Raw genomic sequence first — 22,805 nt, forward strand, 5'->3', positions numbered from 1 at the left:
CAGTTTCATCAAGACGGTCCGGCCGGCGGCCCTTGCGGAGGCATCATGAACATCGTCTTCATTCATCAGAACATGCCGGGCCAGTACAAGCATCTGGCCGCCCGTCTGGCCGCCGATCCGGCGAACCGCGTCGTCTTCATCACCAAGCGCACCGACCGCGAGATCCCGAACGTCCGCCGCCTTTCCTACCAGCCCAGCCGCAAGGTGCGGGAGAACGCGCACCCCTATCTGGTATCCACCGAAAACGCGGTGCTGCACGGGCAGGCCGTCGCCCGGCTGCTGATGGGCCTGCGCGAGGAGGGCTTCCGCCCCGACGTCATCGTCGGCCATCCGGGCTGGGGCGAGACGCTGTTCGTCAAGGACGTCTTCCCCAACATCCCCTACCTGAACTACTGCGAGTTTTTCTACCGCGCCCAGGGGCTGGATGTCGGCTTCGATCCGTCGGTCCCGGTCAATGTGGACACGGTGCTGCGGCTGCGCATGCGCAGCACGCCGCTGCTGCTGGCCCTGGAGGCCTGCGACCGCGGCATCGCCCCGACCGAGTGGCAGCGCAACTCCCATCCGGCGCCGTTCCACCCGAAGATCGAGGTTATCCACGACGGGGTGGACACCGCGCAGCTCCTGCCCGACCCGGACATCCGCGTCACCCTGGCCAACGGCACGGTGCTGACGCGCCAGGACGAGGTGCTGACCTACGCCGTGCGCAACCTGGAACCCTACCGCGGTTTTCCCAGCTTCATGCGCGCCCTGCCGCGCATCCTGGAGGCGCGGCCCAAGGCCCATGTGCTGATCGCCGGCGGCGACGAGGTCAGCTACGGCTCGGCGCCGCCTGGAGGTGGGAAGAGCTGGCGGGAAACCATGTTGGCCGAGGTGCCGCTGGACCCGGCGCGCGTCCATTTCCTGGGGCACCTTCCCTACGACCAGTATCTGTCGGTCCTGCGGCTGTCGCGGGCGCACGTCTACCTGACCTATCCCTTCGTCCTGTCCTGGTCGATGGTGGAATCCATGGCGCTCGGCTGCGTGGTGATCGGCTCCGACACCGCCCCGGTGCGGGAGGTCATCCGGCACGGCGAGAATGGGCTGCTGGCCGATTTCTTCTCCCCCGACGACATCGCCGCCAAGGCCGTCGCGGTGCTGGAGGACCCCGGCGCCTTCGCCCCGCTGGCCCGCGCTGCGCGGGAGACGGCGGTGGAGCGGTTCGAGCTGTCCCACTGCCTGGAACGCCAGATCGCGCTGATCCGCGCGATGGCCTGAGGCTGAAAAGACCCCGCTCCATACGGCAATATTTTCCTGGCGGGTGGGCAGAAGCGGCCGCCCATGGGGAGGTTTTTGCCGGGCGTAGAGGCCGGAAAGGGGTTTTTGCGCTTGCGAAACGTGACACCCGCCCCGAGGGCAGCGGCGGGGCGAAACTCCCGGCACTGTTTTGATTTTGAGATAATTTCCAAACGAAGGTCCGGGAATCGTCGGTTCGAGGCGCGGGGCATGGCATGACCCTTGCGATGGTGTGGGTACCAATCCGGCGAACCCGAACATGAGTGCCTGCCATGTCCATGACCGCAGTCCAGCCGATGCCGGCTGCCTCGGCGACCGCCCTGGAGGCGGACGACGTTTCCAACACCCCGCGCCGCGGCGGTTTCGCCTGGGAAGCCGTGAAGACCCTGATCGCCGTCGCCGTCTTCGCCGCGCTGCTGCTGCCCGTGGCCTTTCCGTCGAAGGCGAGCCCGCAGGGCCGGCTTCAGCAGGCGTTTTCGGAAGACATGGCGCCGCCTGCCGTGAAGGCCGTGGCAAAGGCCGACGTCCAGAAGGCTGCCCGCAAGCCGATGGCGAGCAACTGAGTTCCTGACGGCGCCCGCTGCACGAAAGGCGTCCGGTGTCGCCGCCGGACGCCTTTGCCGTTCCTGCCTGCCAGGCTGAAACCGCTCAGAGCGGCCGGGCGCCGGTGCGGATGATGGTGCCGACGTGCCCGCCGCGCAGCGCCGCGGTCAGACGGCCCGGCACCAGCCCGTTCACGACCTGCACGCGCTCCAGGTGGCGGGCGTTCGCCATCACCTCCAGCAGCGCGCCGTCCAGCGGCAGCGTGCCGTCCCGCTTGGCCAGTTCGGCGGCGGTGGTCTCGCGCAGCAGTTCCGCCGTGCCGCCTTCGGGGCCGTTCGGGTCGGCGGTATAGATGCCGTCCACATCCTCCACGATGGTGAGCCCGGCAGCACCCAGCGTGTCGGCCAGCAGGAATGCGCCGGTGTCGGCCCGGTGCTGCGGGATGCGCGAGCCGGGGAACTCGTGGTGGTGGTAGGGCGGGAAGGCGCTGCCCACCACCGCGCGGGCGGCCGACAAATGGACCGCGAGCTGGTTCGCGATGGTGCCGTGCTCGACGTAGGACACGCCGTCGGGCGAGAGCAGCGCGGCCAGAATGTGGCCGTTCTGCCCGGCCTCGGTCGCGGCGAGCGGGGCGAGCGAGCCGACCGGAAGGCCAAGATCCAGCCCGACGCTGTAGAGATGGCGGGCGCGGATGCCGGCGCCGGTCAGGATCAGCAGCCGGTGTTCGGGAAGGACGCTTCGGATCTCCTCGACGATCGGCAGGATCGCCTCGTGGCCGCGGTCCATGATCGACCGTCCGCCGATCTTCACGACCTGGAGCCAGGGCAGCAGGCGGATCGGGCGAACGCCGGCGACCGGGGCGGTCAGGCTGCCGTCGAGAAGGGTCTGGCGCGCGAGCGGCGAGGCCACATGCTTGATGCTGTTGGCATGCTTCTTTTGCTGGGTGTCGGACATGGCGTGTGGTCCTTCAGCGCGCGGTGATGATGGTGCCGACATGCTCGCCGGCGAGCGCGCGGGTCAAGTTGCCGGGGACGAGGCCGTTGACGACCTGCACCTCGCGGACGTGGCGGGCGTTCTTCAGGAGGTCGAGCACCGGGAATTCCAGGATCGAGTCCTGCAGCCCCTTCGCCTTCATCTCGTCCACCGAGATCCTCGGGATGAAGGTGGCGTTCTTGGAGGTCTTTGGGTTCTCTGTGTAGAGCCCGTTCTCGTCCTTCACGTAGATCATCGCCCGGCAGCCGAACTGCTCGGCCACCAGGAAGCAGCCGGCGTCGGTGCGGTAGGGCGGAATGACGCCCTCGGCGGCGGGGCGCATCCACAGCTTGTAGGGCGGCATGCCGCTGAAGACGACGGCGTTCACTTCGGCCAGGAATAACGGTACCGACGACAGACCGGCGCCATCCACTGCGGAGATGCCGTGCTTGGCGAGGAGCTGGCCGAGCATGGCGGCGTTCTGATCGGCGACCGAGCCGCCGAGCTGCGAGAGCAGACCCGCCGGCAGGTTCAGCCCCGCCGCGATCGAGTAGATGTGGCGGGCGCGGGTGCCGGCGCCGGTCCCGATCAGCAGCTTGTGCTCTTTGCGGGCGGCGACGATCTCGTCGACCAGCGGGTAGACGGCGGCGCGTCCGCGGTCGATGACACTCTGTCCGCCGATCTTGAGCACCGTCGCGTTGGGCAGGATGCGGAAGTCCGCCGCGGCGTCCGCCGCCGCCAGAAGCTGCACGTCGGTCAGCGACCGCTGCATGAGGAGCGCTTCAAGCTCCGCTGTCGTGCTTGTCATGAGGGGCTGTTCCCTTTCGGTTCGAAGGCGTGTGTAAGGGGCCGTGTCCTTCCGGTCCAAGAAAATGGGCATCCGTCGGAATCGGCGGCAAGCGGGTGCAATCCCGCTCCGTGGATCCCGTGGAACGGCGTATGGAAGTCTGACTTTTGTATTAAGCGTTGACGGAACCGTGATCCCTTCCCGTTTCCACGTCAACCTGGAAAATAAAAATAATGTTGTTTTTCATGGCGTTATGAAGGGGGTGGTGATAACGCCGATGAATTGGTTCCCATGTCTCCCGTTCAATCCGCCGGGGCGTGCCAGTGGGTCCGGCGGCCCATGCTGGGCCAGGATGGGGAAAGGAGGGGAGCCGGCTACAGGGTGATGAAGGCGATGTAGGGCTCGCTGCCGGCCATGCCGGTGGTGACGGTCATGGCGCCCACCGCCATACCGGTGAAGGTCATGCTGGCGTCGATGGTGCCGTTGCCGTCGATGTCGCAGCGGACGGTGGCGCCCTTGTAGCCTTCGGCGCCGCCCATCTCCTCCCAGGTCAGCCGGGACTGGCCGGGCACGAACCCCCAGAGGGTCGCCCACTCGCCGCGCTCCAGATCGACAATCGTGGACCAGGTGACCTCGCCTCCGCGCCCATCCACGAAGAAGGTGTCGTGGCCCGGCCCGCCGATCAGCCAGTTGGAGCCCGAGCCGCCGTCCAGAACGTCGTCCCCGGCCCCCCCTGACGCGGCGTCGTCACCACCCATCAGGTTGATGAAGTCGTTGCCGTCCGAGCCGCCAACCACCTCGTCCTCGGTGGTTCCCAGGAAGCTCCATTGCAGGGTGGTGACCGGCCCTTCGTAGGCGTAGGCCGCCACCGTCGTCTGCACCCCGTCCACGATCCGGCTGAAAGGTACGGAGGGCCGCGCCGGAGCCGGGTCGGGGAGCGGCGTCGAGACCGACGGGGCGGCCGGCGACGGCGTCGGAGAGGGGGCGGGCGGGGCGGCGGGTGTGCTGTTGTCGGGCTGGGGCACCGGCACCGGCACCGGGGCGGGGGGTTCGTTGGCCTGGGGATCGGAAGGGGGCAGGGGAGTGGTCCCGCCGCCGTTCTGCGGGGGCGCCGTGCCGCCGCTGGAGACGATGCCCATCAGCGTCCAGGCGAGATCCTGGAGGCCGGCCGTCAGAGCCGGGGACAGCGGCAGCAGGCTGTAATCTTGGTTGTAGGCATCGGCGAACAGCGGGTCGCCGGTCCGGTCGTTCGCCCCGTAGGCGCCGACCTGATGCAGGAAGTTGGCGTCGATGGCGTTCTGCCCCGCCGACAGGATCGTCACGTAGCCGCCGAGCGGCACCGCCCCCGACACGAGGTTGCCGGTGACCGTGTTGTTCGCCGGGATCCCCGCCGCTCCGGCCAGGGGCACCCACTCGATGCGGATGAAGCTCTCGCCGTTGGCGCCCAGCACGCCGATGTTGTTGGTGACGGTGTTGTCGTGGCCGCCATGGATCATGACGGCGGCCCAGGCGGTGTCGCGCAGGAAGTTGTTCCGGACGGTCACGCCGCTGGTCAGGTCGTCCAGATAGATGCCGTAGCCCTTGTAGTCGCGCAGCCACTGGCCGGTGCTGGTGGTGGCGATGCCGCCGGTGTGCTCGACCCGGTTGCCTTCGATCCGCGTGCCGGTGTTCAGGTTCGACCGCCCGAGCAGCTCGATGCCGCCGGAATCCGCCGTCTCCAGCCCCGTGTTGCGGACGCGGTTGTAAAGGATGGCGTTGTTCAGGCTGATCGTCGCGGTGTCCCAGTTCTTGACCGAGATGCCGTAGCGCGAGCTGTGGTCGATGTCGTTGTGGGAGATCACCGTGTCGCTGATCCCCGACGCCATGATGCCGCCGGCGTATTTGCGCACCTCGCCGATGTGTTGGATGCGGTTGCCGGTGACGGTGTTGCCGATCGACTGGCCGGTCAGCGCGATGCCGTTGATGCCCAGATGGTCCAGATAGTTGTCGCTGACCAGATTGCGGTCCGATCCTTGGGTCAGCCGGATGCCGGTGCCGACGTTCACGAAGCCGTTGCCGGCGATGGTGTTGACGTCGCCGTTGAGGACGTCCAGCGCGTTGCCGTCCGTCGTCGTGTTGGTGAAGGTCAGCCCCTGGACCGTCACCCCGTTGGCGCCGTTCAGCCGCAGCAGCGTGCCAAGCCGGGCGACCTCCACCCCGGTCCCGGTGAAATCCTCCCCCGCCTTGATGACCAGCCGCCCGTCCGAGGCGCGGTAGGCGAACTCCCCAACCTGATCGACGTGAGCGCTGTTGCCCAGCAGCTTGAAGGTGGAGCCGTCGCGCATGGTGAAGGGCGCGTCGGCGGTGAAGGTCAGGGTGCGCGTCACCGTGTCGATGCCGGCGATGGTCAGGATCGCGTCCTGAAGCCGCTCGGTGTCGAAGACCTGGACCCGGCTGCCGGGCACCAGATCGGCGGCGGTGACATCGCCCGCGTGGTAGCGCAGGGCGTTCTTGCTGGCGCCATAGGCGCTCGCGTCGGCGACGAACCAGCCGGTGGTCGGGTCCTGAGGGTCGTAGGCCCCCTTGGAGGCCAGCCGGTAGCGCACGCCGTCGACGGTGACGTCCAGCCCCGGTGCCGCGGACAGGGGGGCCGACCAGACGCCGTTGCCCTCATAGGTGAAGCCGGTGACCCGCTCGCCGCCGCTGAGGACCGCCTGCTCGCCCGGATAGCCGAGGATGCGGACGCCGCTGTCCGGCGCGCCGAGGGTGAGCGTGTTCGTCAGATTGTAGGAGCCCTCGCGAACGTAGGTGGTCTTGACGGTGCCGGCGCGCATGGCCGCCTGCGCCCGTTCCAGGCTGGCGAAGGGGCCGTCGGTGCCCTCGGCGTTGGGGTTGGCCAGCCGCCCGGACCAGCCGTCGTTGCCGTTTTTCGCCACGTAGAAGGCGTCACCCTGCGGAGCCGCTGCGTCCGACGCGCTGCCCTGGAACACGGGGGCGGCGACCGCCAGGGTGACGGAGCCGTCGTTGGACGGCGCTGGGGGGGCCTGGGTCTTGCCGTTCACCGTCACGGCGCCGAGCGCCAGGGCGCCGGCCGGTGTCCCGTCCACCGGCAGGATCCGCACCGTGTGAGCGATGGACGGGTCCAGGGTGACGCCGAAGGTGAAGCGTTCGGCGGTGCCGGATGCGGCCTCCGCCTCCCCCACCGGCTTGCCATCCACCAGGACCTTGAAGCGCACCGGCCCCGTGGCGGACGCGCCACGCGCCGCTTCGACGGTGATGGGAATGGGCCGGGTGATGACCTCCTCCGGCTTGGGCGGGGGACGGACCAGCGGGCCGCCGAACATCTCCTCCCCCAGCCCGAAGGACAGCAGGCCGCCCCAATAGAGTCCCACCTGGCCGGCGACCACGTCCTTGCCGTCCACCGCGCCCTTGTCGTAGGTGGCGCGCGCGTCGGTGGACTTGACCTCCTGCCCGTCGACGGTGATGGAGCCGACAAACAGGTTGCGGTCCACCCCGTTCACCACCCCGTCGTTGTCGTACCAGATCGAAATCCGGTGGGCCTGATCGGGATCGAGCGTGGCGGTGAAACGGTAGGGCGTGCTGGAGGTGGCGGCGACCCACGCCTCGCCGATCATCACGCCATCGACCAGCAGCCGGAAATGCGGCGCTTGGCCGGCGGACACGCCCCAGGCGTTCACGACGACCGGGATGTCGATGGTCCGTTGCGGGGACGTGGACATGCGGGATCCTGGAGCCTGCGGGCGGGAAACCGCCCGTCCCGAGGGTTGCGGAATGCTCCCTCGCGCTCCAAAACTGGCATACCACTATCGATTGGGTGTGTGACATTGGTCCCAGAATGGCCACAGCCAAGACACTGGTCACAGCCCATGCGGGAGGGCTTGCCGGGGCTCGCGGAGCGGCGGTAGATAGCGGTGCCCCTCCCGCCTCCTACACCGAGTCCCCATGACCCTGCCGCCGACCTTCGACGCGGATGCCCTCGCCCGTTACGCGGCGGCGGACGTCATCTTCCTGGCCCAGGACGGGTATCGGCAGCCCTCCGCGCGGGTGCGCTGCTACAACTTTGCCAAGGCGCTGCGCCGGCAGGGGCTGCGGGCGGAGGTGCTGTCCTTCTTCGACCATCTGGGCGCCACCGATCAGGCCGGCGCCCTGTCCACCATCCCCGAGGAAGAGAAGATCCGCCTGAACCTGGAGGCCCACCGGGTGCTGGCGACCAACCCGCGGGCGGTCCTCTATGTGCAGAAGGTCGGCTATCACACGCTCGCGGCGGCCTTGGCGGCGGAGCGCGGCGGCAACCGGATCGTGCTCGACTACGATGACTACGAACTGGACATGCAGCCCTTCCGCCGGCTGGAGCCCTGGTTCCCCAGCCTGCGGCCCGACCAGCTCTTCCACACGGTGGCCAACCGGGCCGGGGCCTGCGTGGCGGCCAGCCATCGGCTGGAAACGCTGCTGGCTCCGTTGAACCCGAACACGCACCTGATCCACACGGTGGCCGACCAGGATCTGTTCACCGCGGACGGGCGGGACGCGCCGCGCCGCCGTTTCGGCAGCCGGGTGAACATTCTGTATTCCGGCGACTTCTGGGGCGACATCCCCATGAAGGACGTGCTGTTCGCGGTGGACGCCTTCGCGCTGGTCCCCCGCGCCGTGCGCGACCGCGCCTGTTTCCATATCATTGGCTTCGGGCGGGCCTGGGAGGAATTGAAGCGGCGCCTGAGGGAGCGGTTTCCGGATCTGCACAACCTCGAACTGCACGAGTTCATCCCGCCGGCCGAGATCCCCGCCGTGCTGCGGGAGATGGATATCGGCGTGCTGCCCTACTCGGCCAACGAGTTCAACGTGGCCAAGAGCCCGACCAAGATGTTCGAGTTCCTGCTGGCCAAGGTGGCGGTCTGCGCCACGCCGGTGGGCGAGGTGACGCACTGCCTGGAGAACGGCGTGTCCGGCCTTCTGGCCGAGGGGATGGAAGGTTATTCCGCGGCGCTCGCCCGACTGATCGGCGACGACGCCTTCCGCCGGGATGTCGCCGAGGCCGCCCACCGGGTGGCGATGGAGCGTTTCTCCCTGCAGGGCATCGCCCCGCGGCTGGCGGCCGTCGTCCGCGGCCTTCTGGAGCCGGGGGATCGGTCGGAGGCTCCCGCCGTGACGACGCTGGAGGATTTCCTGGCCGCCCGCCTCGCCCGGCCCGCCCCGCCGGCCCCGCGCGAGGTGCATCTGATGCGCCGCGACCTGGAAGCCCTGCTGGCCACCGAGGACCTTGAGGCCGCCGACCCGCGCCGCTGGAGCGGACCGCTGGTCGCCGCCCTTGACTGGCCCGGCCTGACCAGCGTGGAGCGGGTGGCGCCGGATCGCGTGGCCGCCCTGAAGGCCGCCGCGGCGCGCCACCGCAACGCCGCCCGGCTGCGCCCGGAGATCCTCCTGCCGGCGCAGGAACGGCCTTCCGGCCCTCCGGCTCTCAGCAAGCTCGCCGCGGCGGAGGATTGGGACGATCCGTTCTGGCGGCCCTGGGCGGTGCGGGTGCGGACCAACGTCTCGACCTTCCAGGCCCCCTATATCGACGACGCCGACGCGGAGCGCCGCCGCGACGAGGACGCGCGCAACAACATCGACAATTTCTTCAAGCGCAGCCGCGGCACCTGGGAGCGCGCGCAGTTCCTCTACGGCCTCGACCGGCTGGGTCTGCTGGAGCGACCGTCCCGCGCCCTGGTGTTGAGCGCCGAGGTGGACGGCTTCTACCTCATGCTGACCGAGCTGGCGCGGTGCGTCGGGGTGGTCGATGTCGGGCCCGGGGCGGCGGCCCACGCGGAGCGGGTGGCGCGCGGCGACCGTGACCCCTGGCTCGCCAAGCCGCGCCGTTTCCACCGCGACCGCATCGCGATCCATCACGGGATGCCGGGGCGGGATCTGTTCGCCGACGCGCCGTGGGACGCCGCCGTCCTGCCGCAGAACACGCTGCCGCGCCTGGCGGCGGAGGGGCGGACGGCGGAGTTGCTGGCCTGGATCGACCGGCGTCTGGCGCCGGGCGGGGTGATGGCCTTCTCGGCGGAGATCCGGCTGAATGGCCGCCCGGGCGTGCCGGGGCTCACCCCGCGTCAGGCTGAGGGCCTGGGAGACGCCTTGTCGGACATCGGGCTGGAACTGACAGGGCCGGTGGACCTGTCGCTCAGCGACGCCACGCTCGACCGCTTCGTGACGACCGGCGCGCCGGGTTCGGGAAACCCGAACTTCGCCGCCCGCACCGGCGAGGCCCTGCACGCCCCCGCCGTCTGGTTCGCCCGCAAGCGGGCCGATACCCCGGACGGCGGGTGGGAGAGGCTGGCCCGGTTCCTGGCCTGACCAGCCTCTCCGTCCGGTTTCACTCCGCCAGAACGGGCGCGTCGTCGTAGAGATCGCGCAGGGCGGCGGCGGGAATTCCCAGCCGCGCCGCGTCCTGCCGCATCGCCGTGCGGGAGGAGACGATGCGCGGCGTCAGGAAGACCGGCCCCGCGAAGCCGGGCAGGGCGGCGGGGGCTTCCACCGGGGCGCCGTCCAGCGACTGGCCGGCCAGCTTGCCGTCGAACAGCCGCACGCGGCCCTCCGTGATGAGCGGCTTCAGCGCCGGCACCTGCCCCAACGTTTCGAAGAAGTCGGTGCCGACGCCCCACAGGGCCACCGGGCCGTCCGCCGCCGCCCCGGTCACCGCGGCACCCAGCGCGCGCCATTGGCGGATCAGGTAGTCGGAGCTGCTCTTGGCCTTGTCGGCCCCGATGGCGAGGTCGCCCTCGGACAGGCGGCGCATCTTCTCGCCGCCGTCGGGCACGTAGAGATACTGCTCGTCGAGCGCCGCCCCCGCGTAGCGGTCAAGGTGGCCCTTCTCCCGCAGGGTGGACATGGGCGTGCCCTCGATCTCGCCGCAGCCCGTCTCCTGGAAGGTGTCGAGCGGCAGGCTGGCGATGTAGGACTTGGTGTCCTGCATCTGCTCGCGCGTCTCGCCCGGCAGGCCATAGGTGAAGGTGCCGTGGACCGTCATGCCCAGCCGCTTGATCTCATGCACCGCAGTGCGCGCGGTCTCCAGGTTCAGGCGCTTGTTGACGATGTTGTCGTTGACCCACTGGTTGCCGCTCTCGAAGCCCAGCTTGACGCCAAAGCAGCCGCTGTCGCGCATGGCCCGCCACGTCTCCAGCTTGATGGTGTCGGCGCGGCACATGGCCGACCAGGGCAGGCCGATGCGGGTCATCACCTCGCAGATCCCCAGCACGTGCCTGTCGCCGAGGTTGAAGGTGTCGTCATCGAAGTAGATGGACCGGTAGCCGTAGCGCTCGACCAGCTCGCGCAGCATCCCTTCCACATAGTCCGGCTCGTAGAAGCGGACCGAGCGCTTGCCGGTGCCGTCCGGGTCGTTGCCGGTCATGGTTGCCGGCCAGACGCAGAAGATGCACTTGTAGGGGCAGCCGCGACTGGCCCAGACCTGGAGCTGCGGCGCCTTCTGCCCGGCGGGGTTCACGTCCCAATAGCGGTGGGCGATGACGTCGTCGAAGTAGGGGTAGGGCGCGGCGTTCATCTCCGCCACCGTCAGCAATTCGTGGGGCAGCACACCCGACGCGCCGTTCAGCACGCGCACACTGCCCTTCTCGTACTCGCCCTGAATGACGGCGTGGATGGGGAACTGCTCCATCACCGCCTCGCCCTTGGCGGACATGGCGCCGGTCAGCACGATCTTGGTGTCGGGCAGGATCTCCTTGACGCGCCGCACGATGGTCTGGTCGTGATCCCAGCAGGGCGTCGCCGTCTCGATGAAGATGTACTCGTACCGCTCCTCCCGCAGATGCTGGAAATAGCTGTCGTAGGACTCCCGCAGCGCGATGGAGTCGCGGAACGTCACCTTGGCGCCCGTGGCCTTGGCGGCGTAGGTCGCGGCGTAGCCCATGAAGAAGGGATAGGGCAGATACTCCCCGAACACGAAGTTGCCGGGCGCGGAGTGGGCTTGGTTGGTGTGCGGCCACCGCGAGCCGGCGCGCACGCCGCTGAACCAGGCCGAGGCCGGGGCGTCGTCGCCCGCGAACTCGAACCGCTTGATCCACCAGGGCGGATTGCTGAACAGGACCTTCATCGCGCTTCCTTCCACCGCTCCCCGCGGATCGTCATTCTCGGGCCAACCGTCACGGGTGGGCAATCACTGGCGGGCGAACCGGTCGGTCATTTCGGCGTGAATCTCGGCCAGGATGCCATCGATGTCGCGGGTCAGCGACCAGTCCGGATAATGCTCCTGGAAACGCCGGATGTCGCTGATCCACCAGATGTGATCGCCGATCCGGTTGGTTTCGTCGTAGCTCCAGGCCATCGGGCGGCCGGTCAACTGCTCGGCCTTCGTGATGGCCTCCGCCATCGAGCAGTTGGAATGGCGCCCGCCGCCGATGTTGTAGACCTCGGCGCTGCGCGGCTTCTGGAAGACATGCCAGAAGGCGTTCACCAGATCGAAGGAATGGATGTTGTCGCGCACCTGCTTGCCCTTGTAGCCGAACACCCGGTAGGGCGTGCCGGTGACCGCGCATTTCATCAGGTAGGCCAGGAAACCGTGGAGCTGGGCGCCGGAATGGCCCGGCCCGGTCAGGCAGCCGCCGCGGAAGCAGGCGGTCTTCATGCCGAAATAGCGCCCGTATTCCTGCACCATCACGTCCGCGGCGACCTTGGAGGCGCCGAACAGGCTGTGCTTGGTCTGGTCGATGCTCATCGCCTCCGGGATGCCGTGGGCGGCCCAGGGGTGGGACGGGTCCAGTTCCCAACGGGTTTCCAGTTCCACCAGCGGCAGGGCGTTGGGCGTGTCGCCGTAGACCTTGTTGGTGGAAGTGAAGATGAAGGGCGCGTCCGGGCAATGGCGCCGAGCGGCCTCCAGAATGTTCAGCGTGCCGTTGGCGTTGACCGAGAAGTCGGTGAAGGGCTCCCGCGCCGCCCAATCGTGCGAGGGCTGGGCCGCCGTGTGGATCACCAGCGCGATGGAGGCACCGTAGCGCGCGAACAGCGCGTCGATGGCGTCCTGGTCGCGGATGTCCGCGGTAACGTGCGTGTAGGACGGGTGCCGTTTCTCCAGCCGTTCCCGGCTCCAGGCCGTGCTCGCCTCGTCGCCGAAGAAGTAGCGGCGCATGTCGTTGTCCACACCGACGACGTCGAAGCCCTTTTCCGCGAAGAAGCCGACGGCTTCGGCGCCGATCAGGCCGGCGGACCCAGTGACGATGACGACGGACATGAGGGAAGTCTCCTCGGAAGAATGGGGCGGTGTGACCACCGAGCGTCGTCTATAACAGAATCGGTTCCAGGATGCGCCGGTTGGCGTCCAGCCAGCCGAAAAGCTCGTCCATGATGGCGCCAGGCGTCCGTCGTGGGCGCCAGCCGGTCGCTTGCGTGACGTCCGCGTTGTCGGTCACGTACCAGGGAATGTCGGCGGCGCGGGTTTCCGGACTGGCGGCGATGGGGATGGTCCGGCCCGCGCGTTCCGCGCAGAGCGCGGTCAGCTCGGCCAGCGACACGCTCACCTCCGGCCCGCCACCCACGTTGAAGACGCGGCCCTTGAACCGGTCCATGCCGGCCACCTGCACCCTCAGCAGGTCGTACAGGTCGGCGACGTGCAGCATGTCGCGCACCTGAAGCCCCTCGCCGCCAAAGCCGCTGTAGGACAGGGTCCCGCCATACAGGTGCCGGGCCGCCCACAGCACGACGACGCCTTGGTCGACCTTGCCCATCTGCCAGGGTCCGGTCAGCACGCCGCACCGGTTGATCACGGCGCGCAGGCCGTACATGGCGCCGTATTCCTCGATCATCAGCTCCGACGCCAGCTTGGTGGCGCCGTAGATGGAGCGGCTGCCCGGCATCGGAAAGCCCGTCGCGATGCCCGCCGCCGACCAGCCCGGCCCGGCGGCGCCGCCCGGCAGCACCAGCCGCGTGGCGGCGCGCTCTAGCGGCAGCCGGCGCAGCGGGTCGATGGGATAGACGCGGCTGGTGGACAGGAACACCATGTCGGCGCCGTGGCGCCGCGCCGCCTCCAGGCAGTTCACCGTGCCGACGAGGTTGGTGTTGATGACGTAGGCCGGGCTGCCGTCGTAGCCGGCGTGCACCGACGGCTCGGCGGAGCATTCCAGCAGCAGGTCGAAGACGCCGAGTTCCTCCAGATCCTCCGGGTTGCGAACGTCGCCATGGGCGAAGCGCACGCCGCCCGCGCGCAGGCGCTCCAAGGACAGTTCGGAGCCGCGCCGGCGCAGGTTGTCGAAGGCGACGACCTCGGCTTCGGGCCGGTCGCGCTTGAACAGAAGGGCAAGATTGGAGCCGACGAATCCCGCCCCGCCCGTGACGACGATCCTGCAAGGGCGTGTGGCGTTCATGATGGGGTGTTGTCCAGATATCTTGCGGCGGAATGGGTCGATGATCGAAGGGGGGCGGTTAACAAAGCCTCAAATCCTGCATGCCGCCGAGGCTTTCGCGTCAGGCGCGCAGCGCCGCGGCCAGCCGTGCCCAGCCGCCGGGTGCCGTGGGACTCGCCTTGCGGCAGAACCAGACCACGGAGGCGTGCAGGGTGTCGCCGGTCAGCGCCACCAGATGCGGGTTCTCCGCGCCGGGCGTGCCGGTCCTCACGATCCGGTCCAGAGTCGCGTCGCTCAGCGACGCATCGAAGCCGCCCAGCAGTTCGAAACCCGTGTGCCGTGCGAACAGGGCTGCGAGCCCGTCTCCGGCCAGTTCGGGGCCGAGGCCGACCACATCCGTGCCGCCGTCGAGGCGCAGCCGGCCCATGATGGCCAGAACGCCGCCGTCCGCCAGCCGCTCGTCCGCCCAGGCAAGCACATCGCCGGCCGCCGGATCGAAGATCGCATCCTGGAGCAGGAGGACCGCGTTCCAGGGCCGTTCCCCGGCGGCTTCGGGACGGGGCCCGGACAGGCCGTGGTGGATGGCGATCCGGTCGCGGTGGAACAGACGGGGCTTCAGCAGCCAAGTGTCCATCTCGCCCGCCGCCGCGCGCTCCGCCCGCGCCGTGGCATCGGCACCGATGTCCAGCACATCCACGCAGGAGACCCATTCCGTCAGGGTGAGATAAAAGCCGTCGACCGCGGTGCTGACGGCCAGCATCCGGGCCGTCCCGTCGAGCAGCCCCAGCCGGTCGAGCCCGTACAGGAGATGCACGCGCTCCCAGGTTCCCCGGCTGCGCTTGAAGTAGCTGTAGACGTGGTTGAGCAGTTCGTCGTCCCGCACCGCCTCGAAGTCGGCGATGTTGTCGGCCGCGCTGACGTGAAAGGTTCCGCAGTTCGTCTTGAAGCGTTGCGCCCAGGCGAACCAAGCCGGGTCCTCCCAGTCCTCCGACGCGGCCAGCTTGCCGAGGAGCGGCGGCCCGGCCGGCCGTTCCGTCGTGGCGATGCGCAGACGCGGGCGCAGACGGCGGGCGTTGCGGTGGCGGAGCGCCGCGTCCCGGACGCGGGTCAGCGCCTCTTCGGACACGCCTTCGCTCCGCGCGGCGCCCGGCCAATCCAACAGGGCCAGCAGCGGGGCCGACCAGCGGCGTGGATCGACGGCGGCGAGGTCGGAGGCCGCCGTAGCCGCCTTCAGGTCCGCGCGGGCGAGCGCCACCTCGCGCGAGGGCATCGCCAGCCGGCGGCCAAGGGCCTGCCGCATGAAGGCTTCGAGCGGCACCCCCGCCGGGCTGGCCGATGCGTCCGGCGCCATGGCCTGCCGGATGATGTCCGTCAGCCGGTCGCCGACGGCCTCCAGCGTGTAGTCGGCGAGCGCCCGTTCATAGGCGGCCTCGGCCACGCTCCGGCGCTTGCCGTCGTCGCCGATCAGCGTCGCCAGCCGGGCGGAGAAATCTTCCAACTCCTTGCCGAGAAGGATCGAAGTGCCGTCCTCCAGGCAGTGGACGGCCTCGCCGACCGGCGTGGCGCAGATCGCCACCTTGGCCAGCATGTACTCGAACATCTTGGTCGGGCTTTTCGACGCGTTGAACGCGTTGTCGGCGTAGGGCAGCACGCCGATGTCCATCTCGTTGAGCACCGCACCAAACTCGCCCGGGGGGATGTGCTCGTGGAAGACCAAATTGTCCATCTCCGGGTGGCGTTGCCGCAGGCGCCGCTTCAACTCCTCCCAGGCGCGGCCGAAGCCTATGATGTGGAAACGGGCCTTGCCGCGGATGCGGCTTGGTACCAGGGCGAAGGCGTCGACGCCGAAGACGATGTCCCTCATGGGGATGTCGCCCCACACGTCCCCGCACCACAAGATGTTCACGGAATCGCCGAAACGCCGGCGCGGCTCGCCGCGGCGGCTCGGATTGAAGACGTCCCGGTCCGCCACCGTGTGGACGAGGTGGGTGTTTGGGTTGAATGGTGCGAGAAGGTCGAGGATGCGCCGGCTCGACGCCACGCAGGCCTGCGCCCGAGCGGCGAAGCGACCGAGAAACTCCTCTGGCTTCAACGACGGCAGCCAGGGTTCGATCCGGCGGAACGGCTGGTTGCCCAGATCGTAGTCGTCGTAGTCGAGCACGATCCGGTTGCCGTTGCGGGCTGCCGCCATCAGGCAGGCGATGGCGTGGTAGCCAGCCTTCTGCACGTAGAGCAGCGCCCGCGGATTCTGGGACAACACCTCGAAGGCCGCCAGATTCAGGCGGAGCTTTTCCTCCTCCGCCAGACCGGCCACCGGTCCGCCCTGTTCCGCCGCGCCCAGATGATCGAAGAAGGACAGCACTTCCGCGCGGATGCCGCGTTGGTTGACCAGCTTTGCGAAGCTGTAGGCGCGCACGCGGGCCGGCGCCAGTTTGAACCCGTCCTGCGCGACGAAGATGACGGCGGCCTGGGCATAGCGGGCCATGTCATCCGGACCCAGCGGTGAAGGGATCGGCATCGAGAATCCGGGAAGGGCGCAGGGGAAAGTTCGGCCACCCTCCGACTGGTTTTGCTGGAGGTCAAGGCAAAAATATTAAGGACAACCGCTTCTTGCGTCTTTTCAAAGATGGGTTGCGTAGCTCGGGATTTTGTTTCAGAAGTTGGTAGGTGTGGCGGGTTGGCTGTGGCCTTTCTTACAGAAAGCCTGCCGTCTTGTTTTGTAGAGCCGGTGATATTTCATGATTTCCGTCATTGTCTACGGTAGGAACGACTCGCACGGCTATAATCTGCACAAACGCGCCGCTCTTAGCCTCAACAGCATCGCAGAGGTTATGACCGCTCCCGGCGATGAAATCATCTTTGTCGATTACAACACGCCTGACGATTTGCCGACCTTCGTCGAAGCGATTCTCGATACGTTGACCGGGCGCTGCCGGGGGATGTTGCGTGTCGTTCGCGTTCGTCCGACGCTGCATGCCCTTTTCGCCGACCGGACCAGCTATGCGACCGTAGAATCGGTCGCCCGGAACGTGGGCTTGCGCCGCTCCAATCCGCGCAACCGCTGGATATTGTCCACAAACACCGACATGGTTTTCCTCCGCCGGGATGGGGGCCGTTCCCTGTCAGAACTGGTGGACGGGTTACCCGACGGTTTCTATCAGGTGCCGCGTTTCGAAGTGCCGGAATCGTTGTGGGAGTCCCTGGACCGCCGCGATCCCCGCTTGGCGATCGAACGGTTCCGCTGGTGGGGCGCGCGTTTCCACCTGAACGAATTGGTGCACACCGATCCGATCACGCGCTTTGACGGCATCGGAGACTTCCAACTTGCCCTCCGGTCGGATCTGTTCGCGATTCACGGCTTCAACGAGGACATGCTGGCGGGGTGGAACGTCGACATGAACCTGTGCCACCGGCTGCACCGCCGGTATGGGCGTGTCGATTCCTTATCGGGCCAAGTCCTGGCCTATCATTGTGGCCACACCCGTCTTCCCACCGCGATCCATCGCGACGACACGGTCATGAACGATCCGGTGCGCTACATCGACCGTGTCGTTCGGGATGACCTGCCCGAACAGGCGGAGCGTTGGGGGCTGGCGCGCCATGAACTGGAGGAATTCCACGCGGACGCCCCCCCTTCCGGCCTCCTGCCCGCCGCCCTGGAAGAGAGCCTGCCGGCGCAGGACGATCCCGGGCGCGAGGCATGGAACGACTTCACCAATTTCAGTGCCCGTTTCCGTTTGCGGCTCGATCCGGATCACGCGCTTCCCTATGTCGCGGATCTCCTGGCGACGGCGCCGCCGGATGCGGTGCTGGCCTATGTCGGCAGCCACCGCGGGATGTTCGAACGCACGCTGCGGGCTTGGCGGGCACTCGGCCATGGCGAGGCGGTTCTGGTGCCCGAAGGTGGGGTGATTCTGGATGAAGTCCCCGGCGTGGAAGCCGTCGACGCGCTGGAACTCGACCGCCGGGCCTCTCTGTTTCTGTTCGAATTCGCCCTGGATGACGTCTGGCTTGCCCAGGACCCCTGCCCCTGCTTTGAGGGGATTCCGGAGGAAGGGCTGAGGCAACTCGGCCTGATCTACGGCCTCTTCATTCAGCAGACGGAACGGGAGCGCCAACGCCTCGCGGCGGGCAAGGGCACGCCGAGGCGTTTCATTGGCGTGCCTGCGGTCAACACGTTCTTCGGCATGCGCTTCGGAGAGCGGGTCATGTTCACGCACACGATGTTCAGCACGCGCGTCCGCCATGGACAGGTCCGCCGCACGGGGCTCGCCGTCCGGTCCGACGGGGCGGGGGATGAGACCGGGCGGCGGCTCGGAGCGGCCCTGGGCCGGGCCTTTCCCATCGACCGGCAGGAGGTCGAGATCGCGCGCGGCGATCTGGATCTCATCCTTGCCGCCAATGGGCCGGACATCGTCGAGCCGCACCGCTGCACGGCGGTCGCTCTGGCGTTGCTGGACGTTGTTGGAGCGGCGGTGCCTGAACCGGTGCGGCGGGAGCGGAGACGTTGGATCGAACAGAACCGGCCGAGCCGTGCATTGCGGGAGCGCATCGATCCTCTCATCGTCTCTTCTTCCAGGCCCCCTGGCCCGCCGCTGCTCAACAAGCTCTGCGCGGCGGAGGATTGGGAGGATGCCCACTGGCGGACCGTCGCCGAAGAGTTCACGCGTGACGGCCTGCCTTTCCGGGCGTCCACCTACGCCTATTTCAAGCGCAGCCGCGGGGTGTGGGAACGCACTCACATGCTGTACGGGATGGGGCGGCTTGGTGTGATCGGGCATGATGCCCGCTGTGCGGTCATCAGCCGGGCGCCGGACGGGCTGGGCCATTTCCTGTCCCTCCGGACCGCCGGAGTGGATGTCATCGACCTCCAGGGGCATGAGGCTGGCTGGCTGGCGCGGCGGCGGATGCGCTGGGCGGATCGGATGTCCATCCACCCCGATCCGGCCTCCCTATCGCCGGACCGGTCATGGAATGCCGTCTTCATTCCGCAGAACACCCTCCTGGCAGCCGGATTGCGGCAGGCCGACTCTCTTCTGCGCCATGCTGCGCGCAGATTGGTCGAAGGCGGAGTCATCGCCTGCTCCGTCGAGACCGCTCTCGATCGGCGGGGGCGGAGGGATCGTCCCGCTCCGGGCCGGCTCGCCGCGGTGATGCGCATCCTTGCGGACAGGAGCGGGCTGGTGTCGTGCGGGGGAGTGGACTGGAGCCTGAGCGACGCCACACTGGACCGGATCGCCGTGCGGGGAGAGGATTCGGAGCGCCGGCCGCATCTGGTGACGCGCGACGATCACGGGCATCGCACCTGTTCGGTCTGGTTCCTGCGCAAGGAAGGGCATCCTCAGCGTTGAGCGAAGGGAAAGCGGTGCAGGCGCTTCCAGACGCCCAGGCTCTCGACGAATTGCACGACCGGTCCCGTGAAGCCATGGGCGGCCAGGCCGCCCAGGTCCTTTGGCGACGACAGAAGCCGGTATTCGGCCCAGACCGCCGCCCGACGGGCGGCCATGGCCTCTGTAAAGGAGGCATCCACCTCATTGATGTAACGGTCACCGGCACCGAGCTGGCGGTCGTGGTACCGGACCTACACGCTTGCCGCGGCCGGGGCGGAGGATGGCGAGACGTCGTTCACCAATTCCGTCGATGATCCGTTCGGTGGCACGGCCATGCCCAACGCCGGCGCACCCCAATGGACCGTCCGGCAGGTTTCCCTGGACCGTGAGGTGGAACGGCTCAGCTTTGAAGGACCCTTCCTGGTGAAGCTCGACACGCATGGCACAGAACGCGAAATCCTGGCCGGGGCCCACCGGGTCCTGGAGAACTGCGACCTGCTGGTGATCGAAATGTACAATTACGGGGAGGACAGCCGGCGCTTTCCTGCCATGTGCCAGCATGTGGAGAGCCTGGGCTTTCATTGCATCGACATGGCTGAACCGATGTACCGTGACCATGATCGAGCGTTCTGGCAGGTCGATTTCTTCTTCGTGCGCAAGGAGCGTCCGGAAGCCCTCTACCCCTCGTTCCGTTGAACGGAGGCAAACGGCGCAGAAACGTGACGCCGGTGGTTGGGCAGAAGCGAGCCGTGTTGAGCGGAATGGAAAGTTTGGTTTTTCCAAGTTTCGTGTGACCAAGCGGCGTCCTGTACCGCGTGCGGGACGCCGCGACCGCCGGCCATGGCCGCTACGGCGCCGTCGGTTCGGCGATCAGGGTGTGGCAGGCGAAGCAGTCGCGGCTGTCGGGCGGCGCCTCCCGGCAGGCGGCGAGCTGCTCGGGCGTGAAGCGGGCCTGCGGCATCAGCAGCGAGCGCAGCGTGCGGAAGCCGTGGCTCTCGATGTAGCGGACGAACTCCTCCCGGTTCCACTCGCGCACATGTTCGGGCTTGGGCGAGCGCAGGCAGTCCCGCCCCCGCAGGATGTCGCGCTCCGGCGTGGAGAAGACCGCCACGCCGCCGGGGGCGAGGTGACGCTTGATGAACGCCACGCAGGGGTCCGGGTCGAGCAGGTGCTCCAGCACGTCCGAACAGATCACCAGCCCGAAGCGCGCGCCGAGGTCGGCGTCGGGCCGTTCCAGATCGACCGGAACGAAGCGCAGTTCCGGGAAGTCGGCGGCGATGCGCCCGGCAAGCGTCGGCTGGTCGACGACGGTGACCGACGCCGACGCCGACGCCGGCGCCAGGAGCCGGTGCAGCTTGATGGGATAGCCGCAGCCCACGTCGAGCACATGCGGCCGTTCCGGCATCCCCCGCGCCACATCCCGGGCCGCCTCGTAGACGTGCCACTGGTAGATCGAGGCCATCTCGATGCGCCACGGCGTCCAGTAGTCCCCCGGCTCGGCCTCGACGGTCTCCACCGCCGTCAGCGAGACGTAGCCCGCCTTGAGGAAGTAGTTGTTTGCCTTCATGCCGTGGGTTCCCTCCGTCGCGGCGGTGCCGAGGCCGCCGCCCGTGTGCTCTATCACGGGCAAGGGTCCGTGGAAAGCCACGACCGGCTTCCCCGTGCCGGGAGCTTGACGGTACCGGCGGCCCTCGGCAAGGTCGCGGGAATGGAGCGGACGCCGGGGAAGGACAGATCGATGTGTGGGCTGCTTGCTGTCGCCGGTCCCGGACCCGTAACGCCCGCCACGGCCGCCCTGGACCGGCTGGCCCACCGCGGCCCGGACGGCGCCGGCGCTTGGGCGGCGCCGTCCGGGTTGGCTTGGCTGGGGCACCGGCGCCTGTCCATCAACGACCTGTCGCCGGCGGGGAACCAGCCGCTGCTGCACGCGGGCGGCGGGACCGGCGATGTGCTGGCGCTGGTCTGCAACGGCGAGATCTACAACGCCCCGACGCTGCGGACCGAGCTGGAGGCGCTCGGCCACGCCTTCGCCTCGCGCAGCGACAACGAGGTGATCCTGCACGGCTACCGCGCCTGGGGGGACGCGGTGGTCGACCGCCTGACGGGCATGTTCGCCTTCGTGCTCTGGGACGACCGCCGCCGCCGCCTGCTGGCGGCGCGCGACCGGGTCGGCATCAAGCCCCTCTACTGGGCCGAGCCGGGAGACGGCGGCATCGCCTTCGCCTCCGAGGCGCGGCCCCTCGCGACGCTGCCCGGGATCGGGCCGGCGGTGGAACTGCGGGCGCTCGGCCATGCGCTCACCCTCGGCTACGTGCCGGCACCCCTGTCCGCTTGGCGCGGCATCCACAAGCTGGAGCCGGGCCGGCTGCTGGTCTGGGAGCCGGGGCAGGGTGCCGCCCTCCGGCGCTATTGGGAGGCGCCGCGGAGCCTGGCGGCGGCCGGGGACGGGGATGCGGGCTGGGCCGGCCTGTTCGACCGTGCGGTGGCCGACCACCTGCTGTCGGACGTCCCGGCTGGCCTGTTCCTCTCTGGCGGGCTCGATTCCGCAGCGGTCGCGACGGCCGCCGTCGGGGCCGGGCTGCGCCCGGCCGCCTACACCCTGTGCTACCCCGGCCGCCCCGACGCCGAGGCGGAAGTGGCGGCCGCGGTGGCACGGCATCTGGGCCTGGAGCACCGGTTGGTTCCCGCCCCCACGGATGGGCTGGCGGACCGGCTGGCCGGGGTGGCGGCCCTGTTCGACGAGCCCCAGGGCTACAGCGCCCTGGTCACCATGGCCGGGATCGCCCGCGCCGCGGCAGCGGAGCACAAGGTGGTGCTGTCGGGGGACGGTGGCGACGAGGTGCTGGGCGGCTACGCATGGTACGCCGGCCTCGACCCGGACGGCCCGCCGCCCGGGGCGGAGGCGGGGGACGCCCACGCCGCCTTCGCCGCGCGGTCGGTGCTGCACCGCCACGCCATGCGCCTGTTCCCGCGCTTCCTGCCGGACGAGGTCGAGGCGCTGTTCGCCCCCGCGGGGCTGCGCTTCGGGGAGGAGGAGATGCTGGCGCCGCTGGAGGCCGCCTTCGAACCCGGCCTGCCCCTGCGCCGCGCCCTGCAGCGGGTGGACCTCGCCACCTTCTGCGCCGACAGCATCCTGGCCAAGGTCGATCGCGCCAGCATGGCGTACGGCCTGGAGGTGCGGGTGCCGTTCCTCGACCACCGGCTGGTCGAATGGGGCCTGTCCCGCCCGCCTGCGGCCGAGGAGGCGGTGCATGGGAAGCCAGTGCTGCGCCGCTATCTGGCCGGGCGGGTGCCCGAACGCGTGTTCGGCCATCCCAAGACCGGCTTCAGCCTGAAGGACACCGGCCCTTTCGACTGGAACGCCGCCCTCGACCGCGTCGCCGCCGGCCCGCTGGTCCGCCACGGCCTGCTCGATCCCGGCTTCCGGCGGATCGTGGAGGCGCGGTCGCCGTACCGCCAGGCCCGGATCTGGGCTCTGCTCGCCCTGTCGCTGTGGGCCGGGAGCTGGATGGAATGACGGCCGGAGGGACCGCCGTCACCCGGCGGCGTCCAGAAGCCCCGGGGAGAAGC

Annotated in this window: 14 protein-coding genes and 1 pseudogene; 6 read left to right on the forward strand and 9 right to left on the reverse strand. The window is 68.9% G+C overall.

The window, feature by feature from the left end:
* Nucleotides 1–45: 45 nt before the first annotated feature.
* Together AMK58_RS29195 and AMK58_RS29200 are read left to right on the forward strand one after the other, a co-directional pair.
* Nucleotides 46–1,254, forward strand: coding sequence for a glycosyltransferase family 4 protein (locus AMK58_RS29195; protein ID WP_059399845.1), 1,209 nt, complete (start codon nucleotides 46–48; stop codon nucleotides 1,252–1,254).
* A 290-nt stretch (nucleotides 1,255–1,544) separates the two neighbouring features.
* Nucleotides 1,545–1,835 carry a hypothetical protein gene (locus AMK58_RS29200; RefSeq protein WP_035683219.1) on the forward strand — a complete coding sequence of 97 codons (291 nt, stop codon included), beginning with the start codon at nucleotides 1,545–1,547 and terminating at the stop codon, nucleotides 1,833–1,835.
* Between the two features lie 85 nt (nucleotides 1,836–1,920).
* Here the strand turns inward: AMK58_RS29200 and AMK58_RS29205 are convergent, their stop codons facing one another.
* The 3 genes from AMK58_RS29205 to AMK58_RS29215 form a co-directional block, all read right to left on the reverse strand.
* Nucleotides 1,921–2,769, reverse strand: a complete 849-nt coding sequence (locus AMK58_RS29205; RefSeq protein WP_035683218.1) for an amino acid kinase family protein — start codon at nucleotides 2,767–2,769, stop codon at nucleotides 1,921–1,923.
* Between the two features lie 13 nt (nucleotides 2,770–2,782).
* Nucleotides 2,783–3,595, reverse strand: coding sequence for an amino acid kinase family protein (locus tag AMK58_RS29210; protein WP_035683216.1), 813 nt, complete (start codon nucleotides 3,593–3,595; stop codon nucleotides 2,783–2,785).
* Between the two features lie 353 nt (nucleotides 3,596–3,948).
* Nucleotides 3,949–7,293, reverse strand: a complete 3,345-nt coding sequence (locus AMK58_RS29215; RefSeq protein WP_051141001.1) for a carbohydrate-binding domain-containing protein — start codon at nucleotides 7,291–7,293, stop codon at nucleotides 3,949–3,951.
* Nucleotides 7,294–7,516: 223 nt separating this feature from the next.
* Between AMK58_RS29215 and AMK58_RS29220 the strand changes: the two genes are divergently transcribed.
* Complete coding sequence (locus AMK58_RS29220; protein WP_059399846.1) at nucleotides 7,517–9,910, forward strand: glycosyltransferase; 2,394 nt, start codon at nucleotides 7,517–7,519, stop codon at nucleotides 9,908–9,910.
* A gap of 19 nt (nucleotides 9,911–9,929) precedes the next feature.
* On the opposite strand, the gene AMK58_RS29225 is transcribed toward AMK58_RS29220, so the two are convergent.
* The 4 genes from AMK58_RS29225 to AMK58_RS29240 all read right to left on the reverse strand — a co-directional run bounded on the left by AMK58_RS29225 (nucleotide 9,930) and on the right by AMK58_RS29240 (nucleotide 16,423).
* Entirely contained in the window at nucleotides 9,930–11,663 is a 1,734-nt protein-coding gene (locus tag AMK58_RS29225; RefSeq protein WP_059399847.1) for a B12-binding domain-containing radical SAM protein, read from the reverse strand.
* A gap of 63 nt (nucleotides 11,664–11,726) precedes the next feature.
* Nucleotides 11,727–12,797 carry an NAD-dependent epimerase/dehydratase family protein gene (locus tag AMK58_RS29230; protein WP_035683210.1) on the reverse strand — a complete coding sequence of 357 codons (1,071 nt, stop codon included), beginning with the start codon at nucleotides 12,795–12,797 and terminating at the stop codon, nucleotides 11,727–11,729.
* 49 nt (nucleotides 12,798–12,846) lie between these two features.
* Complete coding sequence (locus AMK58_RS29235; RefSeq protein WP_059399848.1) at nucleotides 12,847–13,926, reverse strand: NAD-dependent epimerase/dehydratase family protein; 1,080 nt, start codon at nucleotides 13,924–13,926, stop codon at nucleotides 12,847–12,849.
* Between the two features lie 100 nt (nucleotides 13,927–14,026).
* Nucleotides 14,027–16,423 (reverse strand): glycosyltransferase family protein, encoded by a 2,397-nt coding sequence (locus AMK58_RS29240; RefSeq protein ID WP_236778393.1) that lies wholly within the window; start codon nucleotides 16,421–16,423, stop codon nucleotides 14,027–14,029.
* Nucleotides 16,424–16,643: 220 nt separating this feature from the next.
* On the opposite strand from AMK58_RS29240, the gene AMK58_RS29245 reads away from it, so the two are divergent.
* Nucleotides 16,644–19,256 (forward strand): hypothetical protein, encoded by a 2,613-nt coding sequence (locus tag AMK58_RS29245; RefSeq protein WP_236778394.1) that lies wholly within the window; start codon nucleotides 16,644–16,646, stop codon nucleotides 19,254–19,256.
* On the opposite strand, the gene AMK58_RS30800 is transcribed toward AMK58_RS29245, so the two are convergent.
* Nucleotides 19,247–19,411 (reverse strand): hypothetical protein, encoded by a 165-nt coding sequence (locus AMK58_RS30800; RefSeq protein ID WP_155903742.1) that lies wholly within the window; start codon nucleotides 19,409–19,411, stop codon nucleotides 19,247–19,249. The genes AMK58_RS29245 and AMK58_RS30800 overlap by 10 nt on opposite strands.
* A 97-nt stretch (nucleotides 19,412–19,508) precedes the next feature.
* Between AMK58_RS30800 and AMK58_RS29250 the strand changes: the two are divergent.
* Nucleotides 19,509–19,931 (forward strand): annotated as a pseudogene (locus AMK58_RS29250) (FkbM family methyltransferase); the annotation flags it as partial.
* Between the two features lie 151 nt (nucleotides 19,932–20,082).
* Here the strand turns inward: AMK58_RS29250 and AMK58_RS29255 are convergent.
* Nucleotides 20,083–20,859 (reverse strand): class I SAM-dependent methyltransferase, encoded by a 777-nt coding sequence (locus tag AMK58_RS29255; RefSeq protein ID WP_158283098.1) that lies wholly within the window; start codon nucleotides 20,857–20,859, stop codon nucleotides 20,083–20,085.
* A gap of 114 nt (nucleotides 20,860–20,973) precedes the next feature.
* On the opposite strand from AMK58_RS29255, the gene asnB reads away from it, so the two are divergent.
* A complete protein-coding gene (gene asnB, locus AMK58_RS29260) occupies nucleotides 20,974–22,752 on the forward strand; it encodes an asparagine synthase (glutamine-hydrolyzing) (protein WP_059399851.1) in 1,779 nt (592 codons plus the stop codon).
* The last annotated feature ends 53 nt before the right edge of the window (nucleotides 22,753–22,805 follow it).

Source organism: Azospirillum brasilense (assembly GCF_001315015.1).
Classification (GTDB): domain Bacteria; phylum Pseudomonadota; class Alphaproteobacteria; order Azospirillales; family Azospirillaceae; genus Azospirillum; species Azospirillum brasilense.